Source organism: Pseudomonas sp. KSR10, from assembly GCF_022355455.1.
Lineage (GTDB): Bacteria > Pseudomonadota > Gammaproteobacteria > Pseudomonadales > Pseudomonadaceae > Stutzerimonas > Stutzerimonas stutzeri_E.
The window spans coordinates 92,699-110,328 of sequence record NZ_JAKOEN010000017.1 but is presented as its reverse complement, the minus strand read 5'-3'; the positions used below and the strand labels follow the sequence as shown (position 1 = coordinate 110,328).

Below are 17,630 nucleotides of genomic sequence, written 5' to 3'. Positions count from 1 at the left end.
AATAAATGACGACCCCCGCCGATATGGCGGGGCTTCGTTTCTCTGGCCCGCTAACCGGTCAGGTCGTCGGGTGCGATATCAGAAGCTCACTGAACTCGGCCAACGGCAATGGGCGACTGAACAGATAACCCTGATAAAGATAACAGCCTTGCAATTGCAGCAGGTCGAGCTGTGCCTGCTGTTCGACGCCTTCGGCAATCACTTCCAATTCCAGGCTCCTGGCCATCGCGACGATGGCACGGATGATCTCAGCGTCGTTGGGATCATCCAGCGCGTCTCGAACGAAGGACTGGTCGATCTTCAGCAGATTCACGGGCAGGCGCTTCAGATAGGTAAGCGAGGAGTAGCCGGTACCGAAGTCGTCCATGGCGAAACTTACGCCATGCCGGCAAAGGCGACGCATCTTGGCGATGGTGTCGTCCAGATTGTGGATCACGATGCCTTCGGTGATTTCCAGCTTGATCATCTTGTGCGGAAGCCCGCTGGTCTTCAGCGCCTCGAGGATGCGCTCGACGAATTCGCTCTGCCGGAACTGGCGGGGGCTGATATTGACGCAAAGGCTGAAATGATCGGCATGTACGAGACCGCTGGCCAGTAGCGATGCACCGATTCGACAGGCTTCCTTTATGACCCAGTTGCCGACCTCGACAATCAAGCCGCTTTCTTCCAACACGTCGATGAACTGGGCGGGGGAGCGTGGGGTGTGCGCTGGCTGATGCCAACGTAGCAGGACTTCCGCGCCGATCACCGCACCGGAACGCGCGTTCACCTGGGGTTGCAGCTGTAGCTCGAATTCGTGACGCTGCAGCGCCAGCCGTAACTCGCTCTCCAGTTTCATGCGGGCAACGGCGGCTTCCTGCATCGTCGTGCGGAACAGCTGAATGGCATTGCGTCCGGCGTCCTTGGCTCGGTAGAGCGCGATGTCGGCGCGCTTCAGCAGATCGGCCGGCGTCTCGCCGTGATCAGGCATCAGGGCGATGCCAATGCTCGGCGTGACCTGCAGCCGATTACCCTCGAAAATCATGGGCTCGGCGAGCAGCGTGCGCAGTTTTTCGGCCACCTGGCGAACATGACGAGTCACCTCCGAGCGGCGACCGCTCAGCCCGGTCAATAACACGACGAATTCGTCGCCACCGAGGCGGGCGACCGTGTCTTCCTGACGGGTGCTGGCTTCGAGGCGAGCCGTGATCATCTTCAATACGGCATCGCCCACCGGATGCCCGAGTGAATCATTGATGTGTTTGAAGTGGTCAAGATCAAGAAACAGCAAGGCGCCGCGCAGATTGTGTCGTTTGTGCAGGGAAGTCTGCTGCGTCAGGCGATCCATCAGCATGGCGCGGTTGGGCAGATTGGTCAGCGGGTCGTGATACGCCAAGTGATGAATCTGCGCGTGGGCAGCCTTCAGCTGGCTGATGTCCCGTGCCGATAGCAATAGACAGGCGGTGTCGTTGAGTTCGATCGGTTCAATCGAGACCTCGATGTGTTTGGGGTTGCCGTAACGATCTTGTCCGATCATTTCCCAATTGGCCACGCGGCCGTCGCGATTGAGACGTTCGAGCAGCGCTTGGCGCTGCGTACCGGGCCAGACGCCCAGTTCGGTGGACGTGCGGCCGATCGCTTCCTCTGGACGGTAGCCGGAAAGGCGATGGAAGCCTTCGTTGACTTCGATGAAACGTCCCGTGCTGCGCTCGCTGATAATGATGGCGTCTGGGCTCGAATGAAACGCCATGGCGAATTTGGCCTCGCTGACCTTCAGCGCCGCCTCGGCCTGCTGGCGCTTGGTGATGTCGCGGAAGGTCGTGACGATGCACAGCCGTCGATCGATTCGGATGAAGCGGCTGGAGACCACGCAGGTGACGACATGGCCGTCCTTGGTGCGAAATTGCGCCTCGGCATTTTCCAGATGCTGGTCGCGAGTCAGCTGTTGGTAGAGCGCCTGTCGCTGTGCCTCGTCGCGCCAGATGCCTACTTCCGGGGCCGAGCGGCCGATGATGTCGCCGCCCTCCCAGCCGAATACGGCGGTGAAGCTCGGATTGACGTCGACGAAGACACCGTCGCGGATGCGCGAGAGCGCAATGGGGTCGGGGCTGCCTTGGAACAATGCAGAAAATTTCGCTTCGGATGCGGCAAGGTGCTGTTCACGCAGGACGCGTTCGGTGGCGTCGATGATGATGCCGACCATCCGCAGCGGCGCGCCGTGCTCGTCACGATACAGCTTTGCCGTGCTCTCCAGATGGCGGGCGGTGCCATCGGTGTGCTCCGCCTGATAGGTCGTCTGGTAGATTTGGCGTCGGCCTGCGAGCAGATCGCTGTATGCCTCGCGCATGGTCTGACGGTTTTTGGCCGCGACGGAGCGGAAAAACTCGCGGAATGCCCCATTGAAGGGACCGTCGACGATGCCGTGCAGCTCGGAGGCCCGGGTGGACGCATAGAGGCGATCGCTGGGAATGTGCCATTCCCAGTTGCCCAGCTCTGCCGATTCGAGTGTCAACTCGAGCCGCTCCTGGCTGTCTTCGAGGGCCTGGGCCTGAAGATGCTGATCGGTGATGTCGCGGATGATGCCGACTATCATCGAAGGTGGCGTGCCGCTGTCTTGCCGCTGCCCATCGATTTCCAGCCAGCGCACGCTGGCGTCCGGCCAACGCACCCGATGACGAAAGCTGAAGCGTGACTCGCCGCCCTTCAGTACCGAGCGGACAATGGCGTCGACATGAGGGCGGTCCTCCGCAGCGATGAGCGTTAGGTAATAATCGAGGCTAATTTCGACGAGCGGTTCGGTGAGCCCGAAAAGCAGGCCCGTACCGATTGACCAATGCACGATGCCGCATGACAAGTCCCAGGACCATACGCCGACTCCCGCACCGTCGAGCACCGATAGCAGGCGAGAGGCATCCTGCCAGGGGTTTTCCGCTTCATGTGCGGTAGCGTTCTGAAGCGGCTCAGGAGGAAGCATAAAAGGCCTCGATCGGAAGGATCAGGGAATCGCGGATCGGGCGATGACAGGCGATTCTCATGGGCGCTCTGACGATCTTGTTCTTGTGCCGCGAACTTATCCGTAGCTGATGGCAGAGTGCAAGTGCGGTTAGTCGGCATCCAACAGCGCCATGAAGGCTTTCGCCGCGTTCGACAGGGTGCGCTCGGTGTGGGTGATGTAGCCGAGTTGCCGTGACAGCTGAACGCCCGCCAGTGGCAAACGCACCACCTGATCATCGAGCATTGTGCGCGGCAGCACACTCCAGGCGATGCCGATGGACACCATCATTTTGATCGTCTCCATGTAATTGGTGCTCATCGCGATATTCGGGATGAGGCCTTCGCGCTCGAACAACCGTTGCGCAATATGGTGGGTAAAGGTATTGCCGCCCGGAAATACCGCCGGATAACCGGCAATGTCCGCCAGCGTGATCTCGCGTTTTTGTGCCAGGGGATGCTCGGGGGCCACCACGAAGTCGAGTGGATCATCCCAGACCTTGTGGGCGCGAACCGGAGCCGCCGTTTTGGGTGCCAGGGTGATCACCGCGAGTTCGGCGCGCCCGTGCAGGACTTCCTCATAGGCGATTTCCGAATCGAGAAAACGGATATCCAGATTCACGCGTGGGTGGGCGCGAGTGAAGGCCCTCAGCAAGGGCGGCAAACGGTGCAGACCGATGTGGTGGCTGGTCGCCAGACTCAGTCGCCCGCTGACGTCGCCGTTGAGGTTGGTCAGCGCGCGGCGGGTATCGTCCAGCACGTTGAGAATCTGATAGGCCCGTGGAAGCAGGGCTCTGCCTGCTTCAGTGAGACCGATCTCGCGTCCGAGACGATCGAACAGCCGTACGTTCAACTGTGATTCCAGCGCAGCCAGTCGTTTGCTCACGGCCGGTTGGGTCAGATGCAGGCGCTCGGCGGCCAGAGAAAAACTCCCCGTTTCGGCGATGGCGAGAAAGGCGTTGAGGTTGGCAAGGTCCATTGGTTGTCTCCCGGAAGGTCGGGTAAGGCGCGTTATTACTGGACTAGGAACAGCGTACCGCTATTCCTATATGGAATGCGTTAGATGAAAAATATGAATTTGAGTAATTCGACGCAACCCCCTAGCATCAACCCCATAAGCAAAAGGGCTTTAGCCCAACGCACTGATGAGGAAAGTCCGATGGCCGGCAAAACGCTCTACGACAAGCTCTGGGAAATGCACGAGGTCAAGCGCCGTGACGATGGCTCGTCCCTGATCTACATCGACCGTCATATCCTGCACGAAGTGACCTCACCGCAGGCATTCGAAGGGCTTCGCCTGGCAGGGCGCAAGCCATGGCGCATCGACGCCAATATCGCGACTCCCGATCACAACGTGCCGACCACCAAGGGCGAACGTCAGGGCGGCCTGGAAGCCATCGCCGACGAAGTCTCGCGTATCCAGGTACAAACGCTGGACGAAAACTGCGACGACTTCGGCATTCTCGAATTCAAGATGAACGATGTTCGCCAAGGCATCGTCCATGTCATCGGGCCGGAGCAGGGCGCGACGTTGCCGGGCATGACGGTCGTCTGTGGCGACTCGCATACCTCCACCCACGGTGCATTCGCCGCGCTGGCGCATGGGATCGGTACTTCCGAGGTCGAGCATGTACTCGCGACCCAGTGCCTGGTCGCCAAAAAGATGAAGAACATGCAGGTGCGCGTCGAAGGTAAGTTGCCTTTCGGCGTGACCGCCAAGGACATCGTCCTGGCGGTGATCGGCAAGATCGGCACCGCCGGAGGCAACGGCCATGCATTGGAGTTCGCCGGTAGCGCCATTCGCGAACTGTCGATGGAAGGGCGCATGACCATCTGCAACATGTCCATCGAGGCCGGCGCACGCGTAGGTATGGTGGCGGCGGACGAGAAGACGATCGCTTACGTCGAAGGTCGCCCATTCGCGCCTAAGGGCGCTGATTGGGACAATGCCGTCGAGCTCTGGAAGAGTTTGGTGTCCGACGACGACGCGGTATTCGACACGGTCGTCGAGCTGAATGCCGAAGAAATCAAACCGCAGGTCAGTTGGGGAACGTCGCCCGAGATGGTTCTGGCAGTCGACCAGCATGTGCCTGATCCGGCGGCCGAAGCTGATCCGGTCAAGCGCGATTCCATCACCCGAGCGCTGAAGTACATGGGCCTGCGTGCCAACCAGCCGATCACCGATATTCAACTCGACCGCGTCTTCATCGGCTCCTGCACCAACTCGCGTATCGAAGACCTGCGCGCCGCTGCCGAAGTGGCCAAGGGCCGCAAGGTGGCGGCTACGGTGAAGCAAGCGATGGTCGTGCCAGGTTCCGGGCTGGTCAAGCAACAGGCCGAGGCGGAAGGGCTCGACAAGATCTTTCTCGAAGCTGGCTTCGAGTGGCGTGAGCCCGGTTGTTCCATGTGTTTGGCGATGAACCCCGACAAGCTGGGCAGCGGCGAGCATTGCGCGTCCACTTCCAACCGCAATTTCGAAGGGCGGCAGGGCGCTGGCGGACGGACTCATCTGGTGAGCCCGGCGATGGCTGCCGCCGCCGCGGTGACCGGTCGTTTCGTCGATGTTCGTGATTTGATCCAGGCCTGAGGAGACCGACATGAAAGCATTCACCCAGCACACCGGTCTCGTCGCGCCACTCGATCGCGCCAACGTCGATACCGATCAGATCATTCCGAAGCAGTTTCTCAAGTCGATCAAGCGTACCGGTTTCGGTCAGAACCTGTTCGACGAGTGGCGCTATCTGGACGTGGGTCAGCCCAATCAGGATTGCTCGAGTCGTCCGGTAAACCAGGAATTCGTATTGAATTTTCCTCGTTACCAAAACGCCAGCGTTCTGCTCGCGCGTGAAAACTTCGGCTGTGGTTCGTCCCGTGAGCATGCACCCTGGGCGCTCGAAGAGTACGGCTTCCGCGCGATTATCGCGCCGAGCTTTGCCGACATTTTCTACAACAACAGTTTCAAGAACGGCCTGCTGCCGATCGTGCTGAAGGAAGAAGAGGTCGATGCGCTGTTCGAGCAGGCCGAGGCCACCGAGGGCTATCAGCTCACCGTGGATCTGGCGGCGCAGACGGTAACGCGCCCGGATGGCGTGCAGTACAGCTTCGAGGTCGACGCGTTTCGCAAGCACTGCCTGCTCAACGGTCTGGATGATATCGGCCTCACGTTGCAGGACGCAGATGCCATCAAGGCCTTCGAGATCCGGCATCAGCAAAGCCAGCCCTGGCTGTTCGGCGCGATCAAGTGAGAAGGTGACGATGAAGCGTTTTCATATCGCCCTGGCGGTGGATGACCTTGATGATTCAATTGCTGACTATAGCCGCCGGCTAGGTCAGTCGGCTGATGTGGTGGTTCCCGGCCGGTACGCAATGTGGCGGACCGATCAGCTGAACTTCTCCATCAACCAGCAGACTGGGCATGGCGGCCAGCTGCGCCATGTCGGCTTCGAGGACGATGGAGTGCAAGGCTTCTCCAGCGAGACGGACGTCAACGACCTGATTTGGGAGTCTTTTTCTGCCGACGAGCAGGATAGACGCATCAAAGCGATGTACGGTCAGCCGGTCTCCTCACAGATTCCAGGTGGTCGCGATGGCGACCGCCCCACTGAATAACTCGAGAAAACATGATGAGCAAACAGATTCTGATTCTTCCCGGCGACGGTATCGGACCGGAAATCATGGCCGAGGCGGTCAAGGTGCTGGAGCTGGCCAACGACAAGTTCCAGCTCGACTTCCAGCTCAGCTACGACGAGCTGGGCGGGGCCGCGGTCGATAAATACGGCGTGCCCCTGGCCGACGAGACCTTGGAGCGTGCCCGTGCTGCCGACGCCATCCTGCTCGGCGCGGTGGGCGGGCCAAAGTGGGACACCATCGATCCCGCCATCCGTCCTGAGCGCGGGCTGCTGAAAATCCGTTCGCAACTGGGTTTGTTCGGCAACCTGCGTCCTGCGCTGCTGTACCCGCAGCTGGCCGAGGCTTCCAGCCTGAAGCCGGAGATCGTGGCCGGGCTGGATATCCTTATCGTCCGTGAACTGACCGGCGGTATCTATTTCGGTCAGCCGCGCGAGAGCAAGGTGCTGGAAAACGGCGAGCGCATGGCCTTCGATACCCTGCCTTACAGCGAGAGCGAGATCCGCCGGATCGCCAGGGTCGGTTTCGACATGGCCCGCGTGCGTGGCAAGAAGCTCTGCTCGGTGGACAAGGCCAACGTCCTGGCGTCCAGCCAGCTGTGGCGCGCCGTGGTGGAAGAGGTTGCGAAGGACTACCCGGATGTCGAACTCAGCCATATGTACGTCGACAACGCAGCGATGCAGCTGGTGCGCGCACCGAAGCAGTTCGACGTGATCGTGACCGACAACATGTTCGGCGACATCCTGTCGGACGAAGCTTCCATGCTGACCGGCTCGATCGGCATGCTGCCGTCTGCTTCACTGGATTCGAACAACAAGGGCATGTACGAGCCCTGCCACGGCTCGGCCCCGGATATCGCAGGCCAGGGCATCGCCAACCCGTTGGCAACCATTCTTTCGGTTTCGATGATGCTGCGTTACAGCTTCAACCAAGTCGCGGCCGCGGACGCCATCGAGCAGGCCGTCAGCAATGTTCTCGACGAGGGGCTGCGTACAGGCGATATCTGGTCCGACGGCTGCAAGAAGGCCAATACTCAGGCAATGGGTGACGCAGTAGTCGCGGCGCTCGCGAAGTTGTAATCTCTCGGGTCCCATTGCACCGGCCGTTGACAGAGCTTGCGGGCGACGGCTAGGCGGAAGACGCCGAGTGATGGCGAGGCGTTGCGGTGCCACGGCACGGCGCGCCCTCGCTTTCGAACCCGAAAGCGTATTTTGTTATCGACGGCCTGCCAGGCGGGCCACATATATATAGGTAGTTGCGATGAAACGTGTAGGTCTGATCGGTTGGCGCGGTATGGTCGGTTCCGTGCTCATGCAGCGAATGCTGGAAGAGCGGGATTTCGACCTTATCGAGCCAGTGTTCTTCACCACCTCCAACGTAGGCGGTCAGGGCCCGTCGATCGGCAAGGACACCGCGCCGCTGAAGGACGCCTACAGCATCGATGAGCTGAAATCCCTCGATGTGATCCTCACCTGCCAGGGTGGCGACTACACCAGCGAAATTTTCCCCAAGCTGCGCGAAGCGGGCTGGAAAGGCTACTGGATCGATGCGGCTTCGACGTTGCGCATGCAAGACGACGCGGTCATCGTGCTCGATCCGGTCAATCGCAAGGTCATCGACCATCAGCTTGACGCCGGCACCCTCAACTACATTGGCGGCAATTGCACCGTCAGCCTGATGCTGATGGGGCTTGGCGGCTTGTTCGAACATGGGCTGGTCGACTGGATGAGCGCCATGACCTACCAGGCTGCCTCCGGTGCCGGCGCGCAGAACATGCGTGAGCTGATCAAGCAGATGGGCAGCATTAATGCCTCGGTTGCCAACGAGCTTGCAGACCCGGCCAGCGCAATCCTGGAAATCGATCGCAAGGTCGCCGAGTGTCAACGCTCCGAAGCTTTCCCCGTGGATAACTTCGGCGTTCCGCTTGCTGGTAGTTTGATTCCCTACATCGACAAAGAACTGCCGAACGGGCAGAGCCGGGAAGAATGGAAGGCTCAGGCGGAAACCAACAAGATTCTCGGTCGTTTCAAAAGCCCGATTCCAGTGGACGGTATCTGTGTACGCGTGGGCGCGATGCGCTGCCACAGCCAGGCGTTGACCATCAAGCTGAATAAAGACGTGCCCATCTCGGATATCGAGGGGCTGATCAGTCAGCATAATCCCTGGGTTAAGCTCGTCCCGAACCACCGTGACGCCAGTATGCAGGAGCTGAGTCCGACCTCAGTGACCGGTACCTTGAGTGTTCCCGTTGGCCGCCTTCGCAAGCTGAATATGGGCTCGCATTACCTGGGCGCGTTCACCGTTGGCGATCAGCTGCTCTGGGGTGCTGCCGAGCCGTTGCGCCGCATGCTGCGTATTCTTTTGGAGCGATAAGCCGAAAGAAAAGAAACACTAGAAGCGCCTCGGCACTGCCGCGGCGCTTTTTTTGTGTCGGAAGCTAAAGGTGCTGCGGTGTTTTTTGGGGAGGAACTCCGCGCGACGGTTCGTCGGGTTAAGCCTTAATGGTTCTGCGCGAGGGGCGGTATCGGCTACAGTGATGCCCTTTCGATTGCGGGCGTTTCCGCTGTGGCCGATCCAGTCATGGCTATCCTCGGACGGTAGAGCGTCGGGGTGCTCGGTTGGGCTGAATGGCGTATGGCGAGCCTCTAGCGGCCGGGATGACTTGGCGGCGACATGTCTTGCTGAAGTGCGCGGGCTAATTTGTGGATTGTGTCTGATAACGTGCGAAAAGGCGCGGCAGGCAATGCCGCACGGTCTGGTGAGTTGTTGATAAAACACTATCTGTAAAAGATACTTACTGGAAATTCGAAGAACTATTCTAGCTAACGACGCTGTTTAGGCTTATCGCTGACGGGGGGAACCGCCACCTGGCGGGCGCGGGCAGTGACTATAAGACCCTCTCGAACATCCGAGAAAAGTTAAAAAACAAGGATTTACATAATGGTTCGGGTTCGCAATCTGGTACTGGCAATCGCGGCTGCTACCGCGCTGACTTCCGAAATGGCTTATGCGCTGGGGCTGGGAGAGGTCACGCTGAAGTCCGCGCTGAATCAACCGCTGGTGGCTGAAATCGAACTGCTGGACGCGAAAACTTTGGCGCCGGGTGAGGTGGTTCCGGTTCTGGCATCCGCTGAAGATTTCAATAGGGCGGGTGTAGACCGGCAGTATTTTCTGACGGACCTTACCTTTACCCCTGTATTGCGCCCTGACGGTAAAAGCATCATTCGGGTGTCGTCGACCAAGCCGGTTCGCGAACCCTACCTGAACTTTCTTATCGAAGTGCTCTGGCCCAGTGGCCGTCTCCTGCGTGAATACACCTTGCTGCTGGATCCGCCGCTGTACTCTCCGGAGATCGCTGCCGCCGTTGCACCTCAGCTACCGATTGCGACCCCCTCGTCCCGTCCCGTCTCGACTCCGCGGCCGGCAAGCCCGGCTGCTCCGGTATCCGCTAGCCCGTCCGCGCAGCCAAGTAACGAATACAAGGTCACGCCCAACGACACGCTTTGGGAAATTGCAGAGCGCGCGCGGCAGGGCGGCACCGTACATCAGACCATGCTGGCCATTCAGGACCTGAACCCGAACGCGTTCATTGGCGGCAATATCAATCGGATGAAGAATGGCCAAGTGCTGCGCTTGCCGAACGCCGAGCAGATTGGTAGCCGTTCGCAAGCTGAGGCTATTCAGCAGGTTGCGCAACAGAATGCCAGCTGGCGTCAGGCTGCTGGCTCGACTGTCGCGGGGGCGCGTCAGCTCGACGCCACGAAGCGCGGGTCGGCCGGGGCCGCACCTTCTCGCAGCGAGCAGGGCGATAGCTTGCGACTGGTTGCGCCGGAAGCAGGGAAGTCCACCACTGGCAGCGATGCCGGAACGGGGGGTGACGCGGCAGCATTGCGCGACAAACTTTCCGTTGCCGAGGAAAGCCTCGATTCCAGTCGTCGAGAGAACCTGGATCTCAAGGACCGTCTCAACGACCTACAGGGTCAGCTGGACAAACTGCAGCGCTTGATGCAGCTCAAGGATGACCAGCTTGCCAAACTACAGGCTCAGTTGGCGACTGGAGGGGAGCCGGCAGCGGGCACCGAGGCGTCTGTAAATCCTCCGGTCGACGAGATTGAGTCAAACACACCTGTTGCACCGGAAGCGACTGAAGTCGCGCCAGAGACAGAAACCGAGTCCGAGACTACTGCTGACGCTTCGGCGTCGCAGGTACCTCAGAACGAAGCAATAGCACCCCAGGAGCCGGCCGCTCAGCCGCCTGCGGCTCCTGTCGCGCCGGTTGCAGATGCTCAGGCGCCCGAAAGCGACAGCTACGTCGATGAACTGTTGGGAAATCCCGTACTGCTCGGTGTCTTGGGGGGCAGTGCGCTGCTGCTGTTGCTGGTCGGTTTGATGGCTTTGTCGCGCCGCAACGCCATGAAAGAAGCCGAGCTGCAGGAAAGTCTGCTGGCCGATGACGCGCCGGACGCGTTTTACGTAGCGCAGCATGACCTCGATTCGCCGGATGTCGAACCGGCCGATCGCAGCACTGAGGGTGCCGACACGCATTCGGCGGACTCGCTTGCAGCGGCTAGCAACGATCCGCTTGCCGAAGCCGATATTTATATCGCCTATGGTCGTTTCAATCAGGCCGCGGACCTGCTGCAAAATGCATTGAACGATGAGCCGCAGCGCAGTGACCTGCGCCTCAAACTTATGGAAGTCTATGCCGAACTCGGCGATCGCGAGGGCTTCGCTCGGCAAGAGGCGGAACTTCGTGATATTGGCGGCTCTACCGCCGCTATAGAGCAGACCAAGGCCAGATACCCGGCGATGGCTGCTGCCGCGGGGGCAGGTATTGCGGCAGCCTCGGCGAGTACCAATGACTTCGACAGTTTCAGCCTGGACGATCTTGAGCTTGAACAGCCTGCGCCAGCCACAGATCAAAGCGCGGACAACAGTTTTGATTTGAGCCTGGACGATCTTGAGTTGGACGACGACCTGGCCGGTACGACCGCGCCGGCTAATCAGGCCACAGAGGAACTGGACGAGCTCAATTTCGACGAACTCAACCTCGACGCGACCCAAGAGCAGGGCGCAGACGACTTCTCTTTCGATCTGAACGAATCGTCCAAGTCGGATGAGGTTTCTCTTGAGGACGAGCTGGCCGGCTTCTCGCTCGATCTCGATGATCAGCCCGCCACTACCGATCGCAATGACGAATTGATGACCGGCCTCGAAGAGGAAGCGTCCAAGTCCGAGCCGCTCGAGCCGGCCGATGATTTTGATTTCGAACTTTCTGACTCCGCACAGCCGGCTGATATGCCTGAGGAGTTCGACCTATCGCTGGCTGACGAGGCTGCCGAAGAAACAACCTCTGCGCGCTTTAACTCAGAATTGGATGAGGTCGAGGCCGAGCTAGACGACCTCTCGCGACACGTTGAGCCGGTCGATCTTCCCGAGCAGCCAGCGGGTACGATCGCGCCCGTCGAGGCAGCATCGGACGCTTTGGACGATGATTTCGATTTCTTCTCAGATACTGATGAAACCACTACGAAGCTTGACCTTGCTCGCGCCTACATCGATATGGGTGATGCGGAAGGTGCTCGCGACATTCTCGATGAGGTTATGAGCGAGGGTAGCGATGCCCAGCAGCAAGAGGCGCGAGATATGCTCGCCAAACTAGCCTGACCATGACTGATGCAGTATCTGAAGCGGCAGCCCCATCGGCTGCCGCTGACGTTTTCAGAATCGCCCTCGGGGTTGAATACAAAGGTTCACGCTACCGCGGATTCCAACGACAGCGCGATGGTGTGCCGTCTGTTCAGCTCTCGCTGGAAAGTGCACTGAGTAAAGTTGCTGGTGGTCATCCGGTCGTGCTGAGTTGTGCGGGGCGTACCGACGCGCTCGTACATGCCTGCGGCCAGGTGGTGCATTTCGACACGCCAGTGAACCGCTCCATGCATGCTTGGGTCATGGGTGCGAACATGAACCTGCCGGGCGATATCAGTGTCACCTGGGCCAAGGAGATGCCGAAAACCTTCGATGCGCGTTTCAGTGCCATGGCCCGTCGCTATCGCTATGTGATTTACAACGATCAGATCCGTCCCGCGCATCTTGCCGAAGAGGTGACCTGGAATCATCGCCCGCTGGATGTCGCGCTGATGCGCGAAGCGGCCAAGGCGTTTGTCGGGACCCACGATTTCAGCGCTTTTCGGGCGCGCCAGTGCCAGGCGAAATCGCCGATCAAAACGATTCATCATCTGGAGTTGCTTGAGTATGGGCGGCTCATCGTGATCGATGTCCGCGCCAATGCTTTTCTGCACCATATGGTGCGCAACTTCGCTGGTGTGCTGATGACCATCGGCGCGGGGGAACGGCCGGTGGAGTGGGCCAGGAAGGTGCTGGAGTCGCGGGTTAGGCGGACCGGTGGAGTGACGGCTCATCCTTATGGCCTGTATCTGGTTCAGGTGGATTATCCGGAGCAGTTCCAATTGCCTGAACGCTATCTCGGGCCGCATTTTCTGTCTGGCTTGCCGGATGTCCGAAATCAACGAACCTAAGGTCAGGAAACCGGCAGGCGCAGAAGGGGCAGGAGCTGTCGTCCTGACGCCGACTGGCACAGCAATGCAGGTTGCAGCCTGTGGCGCTTTTGTTACCATCCAGCGTCTTTCTTCGCAGGTACCTGCCGTTGCCTATCGTTCGTAGCAAGATATGTGGAATTACCCGTATCGAGGACGCGCTTGTCGCTGCCGAAGCGGGAGCGGACGCTATCGGCCTGGTGTTCTATGCCAAGAGCCCGCGCGCGGTAGGCATCGAGCAGGCGCGTGCGATCATTGCCGCTTTGCCACCTTTTGTCACAACCGTAGGCTTGTTCGTCAATGCATCGCGTTGCGAGCTCAATGAATTACTCGATGCCGTGCCGCTGGATATGCTGCAATTTCATGGTGACGAAACACCGGCTGATTGCGAGGGCTTTCACCGCCCATGGTACAAGGCGCTCAGAGTCCAGCCGGGCGAAGACATTCGCGCGCAGGCCGTTCGTTATGCCGGGGCTAGCGCCATTTTGCTCGATACTTTCGTGGCAGGTGTTCCAGGTGGAACGGGCGAAGTGTTCGACTGGTCGCTGATTCCAGCAGATCTGCCCAAGCCGCTGATACTCGCTGGCGGACTATCCCCTCAGAACGTTCAACAGGCTGTGGCCGGAGTGCGCCCGTTCGCCGTCGATGTCAGTGGTGGAGTGGAGTCAAGCAAGGGCATCAAGGATGTCGAAAAGGTGCGTGAGTTCATTCGTCTGGTAAGGACGGCGATGTGACGAACCGATGGGCATTGCCGTCCAGTTACCATTCGCTGGATTGGCGGGCCCGCCATTGATACCCGCCTGTTAAGGGTGGCGGCTCAAGTTTCAGCGACAGCGCCCCCTCTGGGCTATCGCCTACGCGACGTGGTGAGCTCCAATGGAGACGGTCGCAACGATAAATTTCCGGTGCGTGCAGTTGTTACGCACGGGACTGACAAGCTGTGGAGAATAAAAGCATGAGCAACTGGCTGGTAGACAAGCTGATCCCTTCGATCATGCGCTCGGAAACGCAGAAAAGCTCAGTGCCCGAAGGCCTGTGGCACAAATGCCCGTCATGCGAGGCGGTTCTGTATCGTCCGGAGTTGGAGAAAACACTGGATGTCTGCCCGAAGTGTCAGCATCACATGCGTATCGACGCGCGTACGCGTCTGGACATCTTTCTTGACAAGGAAGGACGCGAAGAGATCGCGGCCGACCTCGAGCCTGTTGATCGATTGAAGTTTCGCGATAGCAAAAAGTACAAGGACCGTCTCTCCGCTGCCCAGAAGCAGACGGGCGAAAAGGATGCACTGATTGCCATGCGCGGGACCTTGATGCGTATGCCGGTCGTGGCCTGTGCATTTGAGTTCTCCTTCATGGGAGGCTCCATGGGCGCTATTGTCGGAGAGCGCTTCGTTCGCGCCGCCAATGCCGCGCTTGAACAGCGTTGCCCTCTGGTCTGTTTTGCCGCGTCCGGCGGGGCCCGGATGCAGGAGGCACTGATCTCGCTTATGCAGATGGCCAAGACTTCTGCGGTGCTGGCACGGATGCGCGAAGAGGGGCTGCCGTTCATTTCCGTCCTTACCGATCCGGTTTATGGCGGCGTATCGGCGAGTCTGGCCATGCTGGGCGATGTGATCGTTGCCGAGCCCAAGGCATTGATCGGCTTCGCGGGGCCGCGCGTGATCGAGCAGACGGTGCGCGAAAAGCTCCCAGAAGGTTTCCAGCGCAGCGAGTTCCTGCTGGATCACGGCGCCATCGATCTGATCATCCCGCGCGCCGAGTTGCGTGCTCGTCTGTCGCGTTTGCTTGCTCAGCTGCAACAGCTGCCTACGCCAGCGGAGCCGGCTCTGGTGACGGCTAGCGCATGACCCGGCGGAGCCTGCAGGACTGGCTCGAGTATCTCGAGCAGCTGCACCCTACCGCCATTGATATGGGGCTCGATCGCTGCCGTGCGGTGGCGACAAGGCTTGGGCTGACACGCCCGGCTCCTCAGGTCGTTACGGTCACGGGTACAAATGGTAAAGGCTCGACCTGCGCCTTTATCGCCCAGATGTTGGCGGGGCAGGGCAAGACAGTGGGTGTTTACAGCTCACCGCATCTGTTGCGCTACAACGAGCGCGTTCGCCTTGGCGGCGTGGACGCCAGCGACGAAGCGCTTTGTGATGCCTTCGAGGCGGTTGAACAGGCCCGTGGCTCCGTTTCCCTGACCTATTTCGAGATGGGTACGCTCGCCGCCTTCTGGCTGTTCGAGCGTGAGGCACTGGATGCCGTAGTACTGGAGGTCGGACTTGGTGGCCGCCTCGATGCGGTGAACCTGGTCGATGCCGATGTGGCGGTGGTTACTAACGTCGGCCTGGATCATGCCGAGTGGCTAGGCTCTACGCGTGAGAGCGTGGCTTTCGAAAAGGCTGGCATATTTCGCTCTGCTAAACCCGCCGTATGCGGTGATTCCTCGCCGCCAGAGTCGATGCTGGAGTACGCGAATCAGTCTGCCGTGCCGTTGCTGGTACGTGGGCTCGATTTCGATCTGGTGAGAGAAGCCACCTGTTGGCACTGGTATGGCAAGGATGGGGCAGGTAACGCCCTGGAGCTGCGAAATCTGCCATTGCTCAGGTTGCCGCTGGAAAACGCAGCAGTTGCATTGCAGGCGTTTGCATTGCTCGAGCCGTCCTGGCGTCCTGCGCCGCTCATCCAAGCATTACGGGATACGCGTATTACCGGGCGTCTGGACCAGCGGACGATTCGCTGGAAGGGGCGAGAGTTAGTGATATTGCTCGACGTGGGGCACAACCCTCACGCGGCTGCCTATCTGGCTACGCAACTCCGGCAGCAGCCGAAATCCGGTCGCCGACTTGCAGTGTTCGGCTTACTAGCTGACAAGGATTTGTCAGGTGTGATCGACGAACTGCGCCCGGTCGTGGACAGCTGGGCGGTTGCGCCATTGGCGACGTCTCGCTCGCGCTCCGCAGCGGAGCTGAGTTCGTCATTGAAGGAACGGGGCGCGACCGTCACTATCTACCCCGGAATATCCCAAGCACTCGAGCAGCAGTGTGATCAGGCCGCGGAGGGGGATGAGATATTGCTGTTCGGATCTTTTTATTGCGTGGCTGAAGCGCTGACATGGCTTGAGCGATACGCAACGGGTGGAGGACATGCTCTTGGTGGATAGAGGTTTACTTCAGCGTATCGTCGGTGCGCTGGTGCTTGTTGCGCTAGCCGTGATATTCGTCCCGATGCTATTCAATCGTGATGATGCTGGCCGGCAGGTTGCCGTAGATGCGCCGCAAATGCCTGAGGCGCCCGCTGCGCCTGCGATCGAGACGCGACCTGTCGAGGTCCCGGAGCCGCAGATAGAGCCCTTCCCTGAAGAGTATGAAATTATCGACGAGGCACAGCCGACAACCGAGGCTGATGCGCCGGCGGCCCCCATTAGTCCAGCCCCTGTCGAGCCGCCGCCGGTGCCTCCGGTAGCGACTGAACCAGCAACCGTCAAAGCGCCGGCCTCCGTGCCGGCCGCGCCCGAAGAGAAACGACTGGATGCGGCGAACCTTCCGGTCAGCTGGTCGGTGCAACTGGCCAGTCTTTCCAGCCGCGAGAACGCCGACAAGCTGCAGAAAACGCTGCGGTCTCAGGGCTATAACGCCTATATACGCACCGCGGATGGAATGAATCGTGTTTTCGTCGGGCCTTTGGTGGAACGGGCGGAAGCCAATCGTTTGCGTGACCAGCTGCAGCGGCAGCAGAAACTGAACGGGTTCGTTGTGCGTTTCAAGCCTGAACAGGGCTGAAGTCGCTCTGCATCGGCCGTCGACAGGCTTACCTGCCGGTGGCTAGCCCGCTGCCGGCAAGAGCGAATTCGCGGTGCTTACTCCGTGGCGGGCGCTCTGCTAAAATACGCCGCCTTTCTTCTTTGCAGGAAACCCCGTGACGCTCACCTGGGTCGATTGGGCGTTTATCGCCGTTGTGGTCATCTCCAGTCTGATCAGCTTGAAGCGCGGTTTCGTTAAGGAAGCGCTTTCCCTGCTCACCTGGATCATTGCAGGTGTTGTCGCCTGGATGTTCGGTGGTGCGCTGTCGCACCATCTTGCAGAGTTCATCAGTACCCCATCCTTTCAAGTCATCGCGGCCTGCGTGATTCTGTTCGTTGTGACCTTGCTGGTAGGGGCGCTGATCAATTTCCTCATCGGTGAGCTGGTTCGGGTGACCGGACTGTCCGGCACGGATCGCTTTCTCGGAATGGTGTTTGGTGCGGCCCGAGGTGGACTGCTGATCGTAGTGCTGGTGGGGCTTCTCAGCCTTGCGCCTGTACAGCAGGACCCCTGGTGGCGCGAATCGACATTGCTGCCGCATTTTCTGTTGGTTGCCGATTGGTCAAAAAACCTGATTCTCGGGTTTGGAAGCCAATGGGTAGCCGGCTCGCTCGACGCTTCCGGTTGAGATGAGCATTCTTTACAACGGGCGTGCTGGAGGCTTTCAAGCCTGCGCCATGTCCGGA

14 protein-coding genes and 1 pseudogene are annotated in these 17,630 nt (G+C 59.7%); 13 read left to right on the top strand and 2 right to left on the bottom strand.

The window, feature by feature from the left end:
* Positions 1–58: 58 nt before the first annotated feature.
* Together MCB86_RS08670 and MCB86_RS08665 are read right to left on the bottom strand one after the other, a co-directional pair.
* Positions 59–2,953 carry an EAL domain-containing protein gene (locus MCB86_RS08670; RefSeq protein WP_080890613.1) on the bottom strand — a complete coding sequence of 965 codons (2,895 nt, stop codon included), beginning with the start codon at positions 2,951–2,953 and terminating at the stop codon, positions 59–61.
* Positions 2,954–3,082: 129 nt separating this feature from the next.
* Positions 3,083–3,949, bottom strand: a complete 867-nt coding sequence (locus MCB86_RS08665) for a LysR family transcriptional regulator (RefSeq protein WP_045162505.1) — start codon at positions 3,947–3,949, stop codon at positions 3,083–3,085.
* Positions 3,950–4,129: 180 nt separating this feature from the next.
* Here MCB86_RS08665 and leuC point away from each other — a divergent pair, with 180 nt between their 5' ends.
* From leuC to MCB86_RS08600, 13 genes and pseudogenes are all read left to right on the top strand, one after another.
* Positions 4,130–5,557: a 3-isopropylmalate dehydratase large subunit gene (leuC, locus tag MCB86_RS08660; protein WP_045162504.1), complete on the top strand. Its 1,428-nt coding sequence runs from the start codon at positions 4,130–4,132 to the stop codon at positions 5,555–5,557.
* Positions 5,558–5,567: 10 nt separating this feature from the next.
* Positions 5,568–6,215: a 3-isopropylmalate dehydratase small subunit gene (leuD, locus tag MCB86_RS08655; RefSeq protein ID WP_045162503.1), complete on the top strand. Its 648-nt coding sequence runs from the start codon at positions 5,568–5,570 to the stop codon at positions 6,213–6,215.
* A 10-nt stretch (positions 6,216–6,225) separates the two neighbouring features.
* Positions 6,226–6,579, top strand: coding sequence for a hypothetical protein (locus MCB86_RS08650; protein ID WP_045162502.1), 354 nt, complete (start codon positions 6,226–6,228; stop codon positions 6,577–6,579).
* Positions 6,580–6,593: 14 nt separating this feature from the next.
* Positions 6,594–7,676 (top strand): 3-isopropylmalate dehydrogenase, encoded by a 1,083-nt coding sequence (leuB, locus tag MCB86_RS08645; protein ID WP_045162571.1) that lies wholly within the window; start codon positions 6,594–6,596, stop codon positions 7,674–7,676.
* 181 nt (positions 7,677–7,857) lie between these two features.
* Positions 7,858–8,970: an aspartate-semialdehyde dehydrogenase gene (gene asd, locus MCB86_RS08640; RefSeq protein WP_045162501.1), complete on the top strand. Its 1,113-nt coding sequence runs from the start codon at positions 7,858–7,860 to the stop codon at positions 8,968–8,970.
* A 318-nt stretch (positions 8,971–9,288) separates the two neighbouring features.
* Positions 9,289–9,384 (top strand): annotated as a pseudogene (locus MCB86_RS08635) (aspartate-semialdehyde dehydrogenase); the annotation flags it as partial.
* 153 nt (positions 9,385–9,537) lie between these two features.
* A complete protein-coding gene (locus MCB86_RS08630; RefSeq protein ID WP_239610602.1) occupies positions 9,538–12,264 on the top strand; it encodes a FimV/HubP family polar landmark protein in 2,727 nt (908 codons plus the stop codon).
* Between the two features lie 2 nt (positions 12,265–12,266).
* Positions 12,267–13,136 (top strand): tRNA pseudouridine(38-40) synthase TruA, encoded by an 870-nt coding sequence (gene truA, locus MCB86_RS08625; RefSeq protein WP_239610601.1) that lies wholly within the window; start codon positions 12,267–12,269, stop codon positions 13,134–13,136.
* 128 nt (positions 13,137–13,264) lie between these two features.
* Positions 13,265–13,888: a phosphoribosylanthranilate isomerase gene (locus MCB86_RS08620; RefSeq protein ID WP_239610600.1), complete on the top strand. Its 624-nt coding sequence runs from the start codon at positions 13,265–13,267 to the stop codon at positions 13,886–13,888.
* Positions 13,889–14,109: 221 nt separating this feature from the next.
* The gene (gene accD / locus MCB86_RS08615) at positions 14,110–15,003 is read left to right on the top strand and encodes an acetyl-CoA carboxylase, carboxyltransferase subunit beta (protein ID WP_239610599.1); all 894 of its coding nucleotides are present in this window, start codon (positions 14,110–14,112) and stop codon (positions 15,001–15,003) included.
* Positions 15,000–16,304, top strand: coding sequence for a bifunctional tetrahydrofolate synthase/dihydrofolate synthase (gene folC / locus MCB86_RS08610; protein ID WP_045162496.1), 1,305 nt, complete (start codon positions 15,000–15,002; stop codon positions 16,302–16,304). The genes accD and folC overlap by 4 nt, the downstream gene beginning before the upstream one ends.
* On the top strand, positions 16,288–16,923 hold the full coding sequence (locus MCB86_RS08605) for an SPOR domain-containing protein (protein WP_196298662.1): 636 nt from the start codon (positions 16,288–16,290) through the stop codon (positions 16,921–16,923). Before folC ends, MCB86_RS08605 begins: the two co-directional genes overlap by 17 nt.
* 136 nt (positions 16,924–17,059) lie before the next feature.
* A complete protein-coding gene (locus MCB86_RS08600; protein ID WP_025242227.1) occupies positions 17,060–17,572 on the top strand; it encodes a CvpA family protein in 513 nt (170 codons plus the stop codon).
* Positions 17,573–17,630 lie beyond the last annotated feature (58 nt).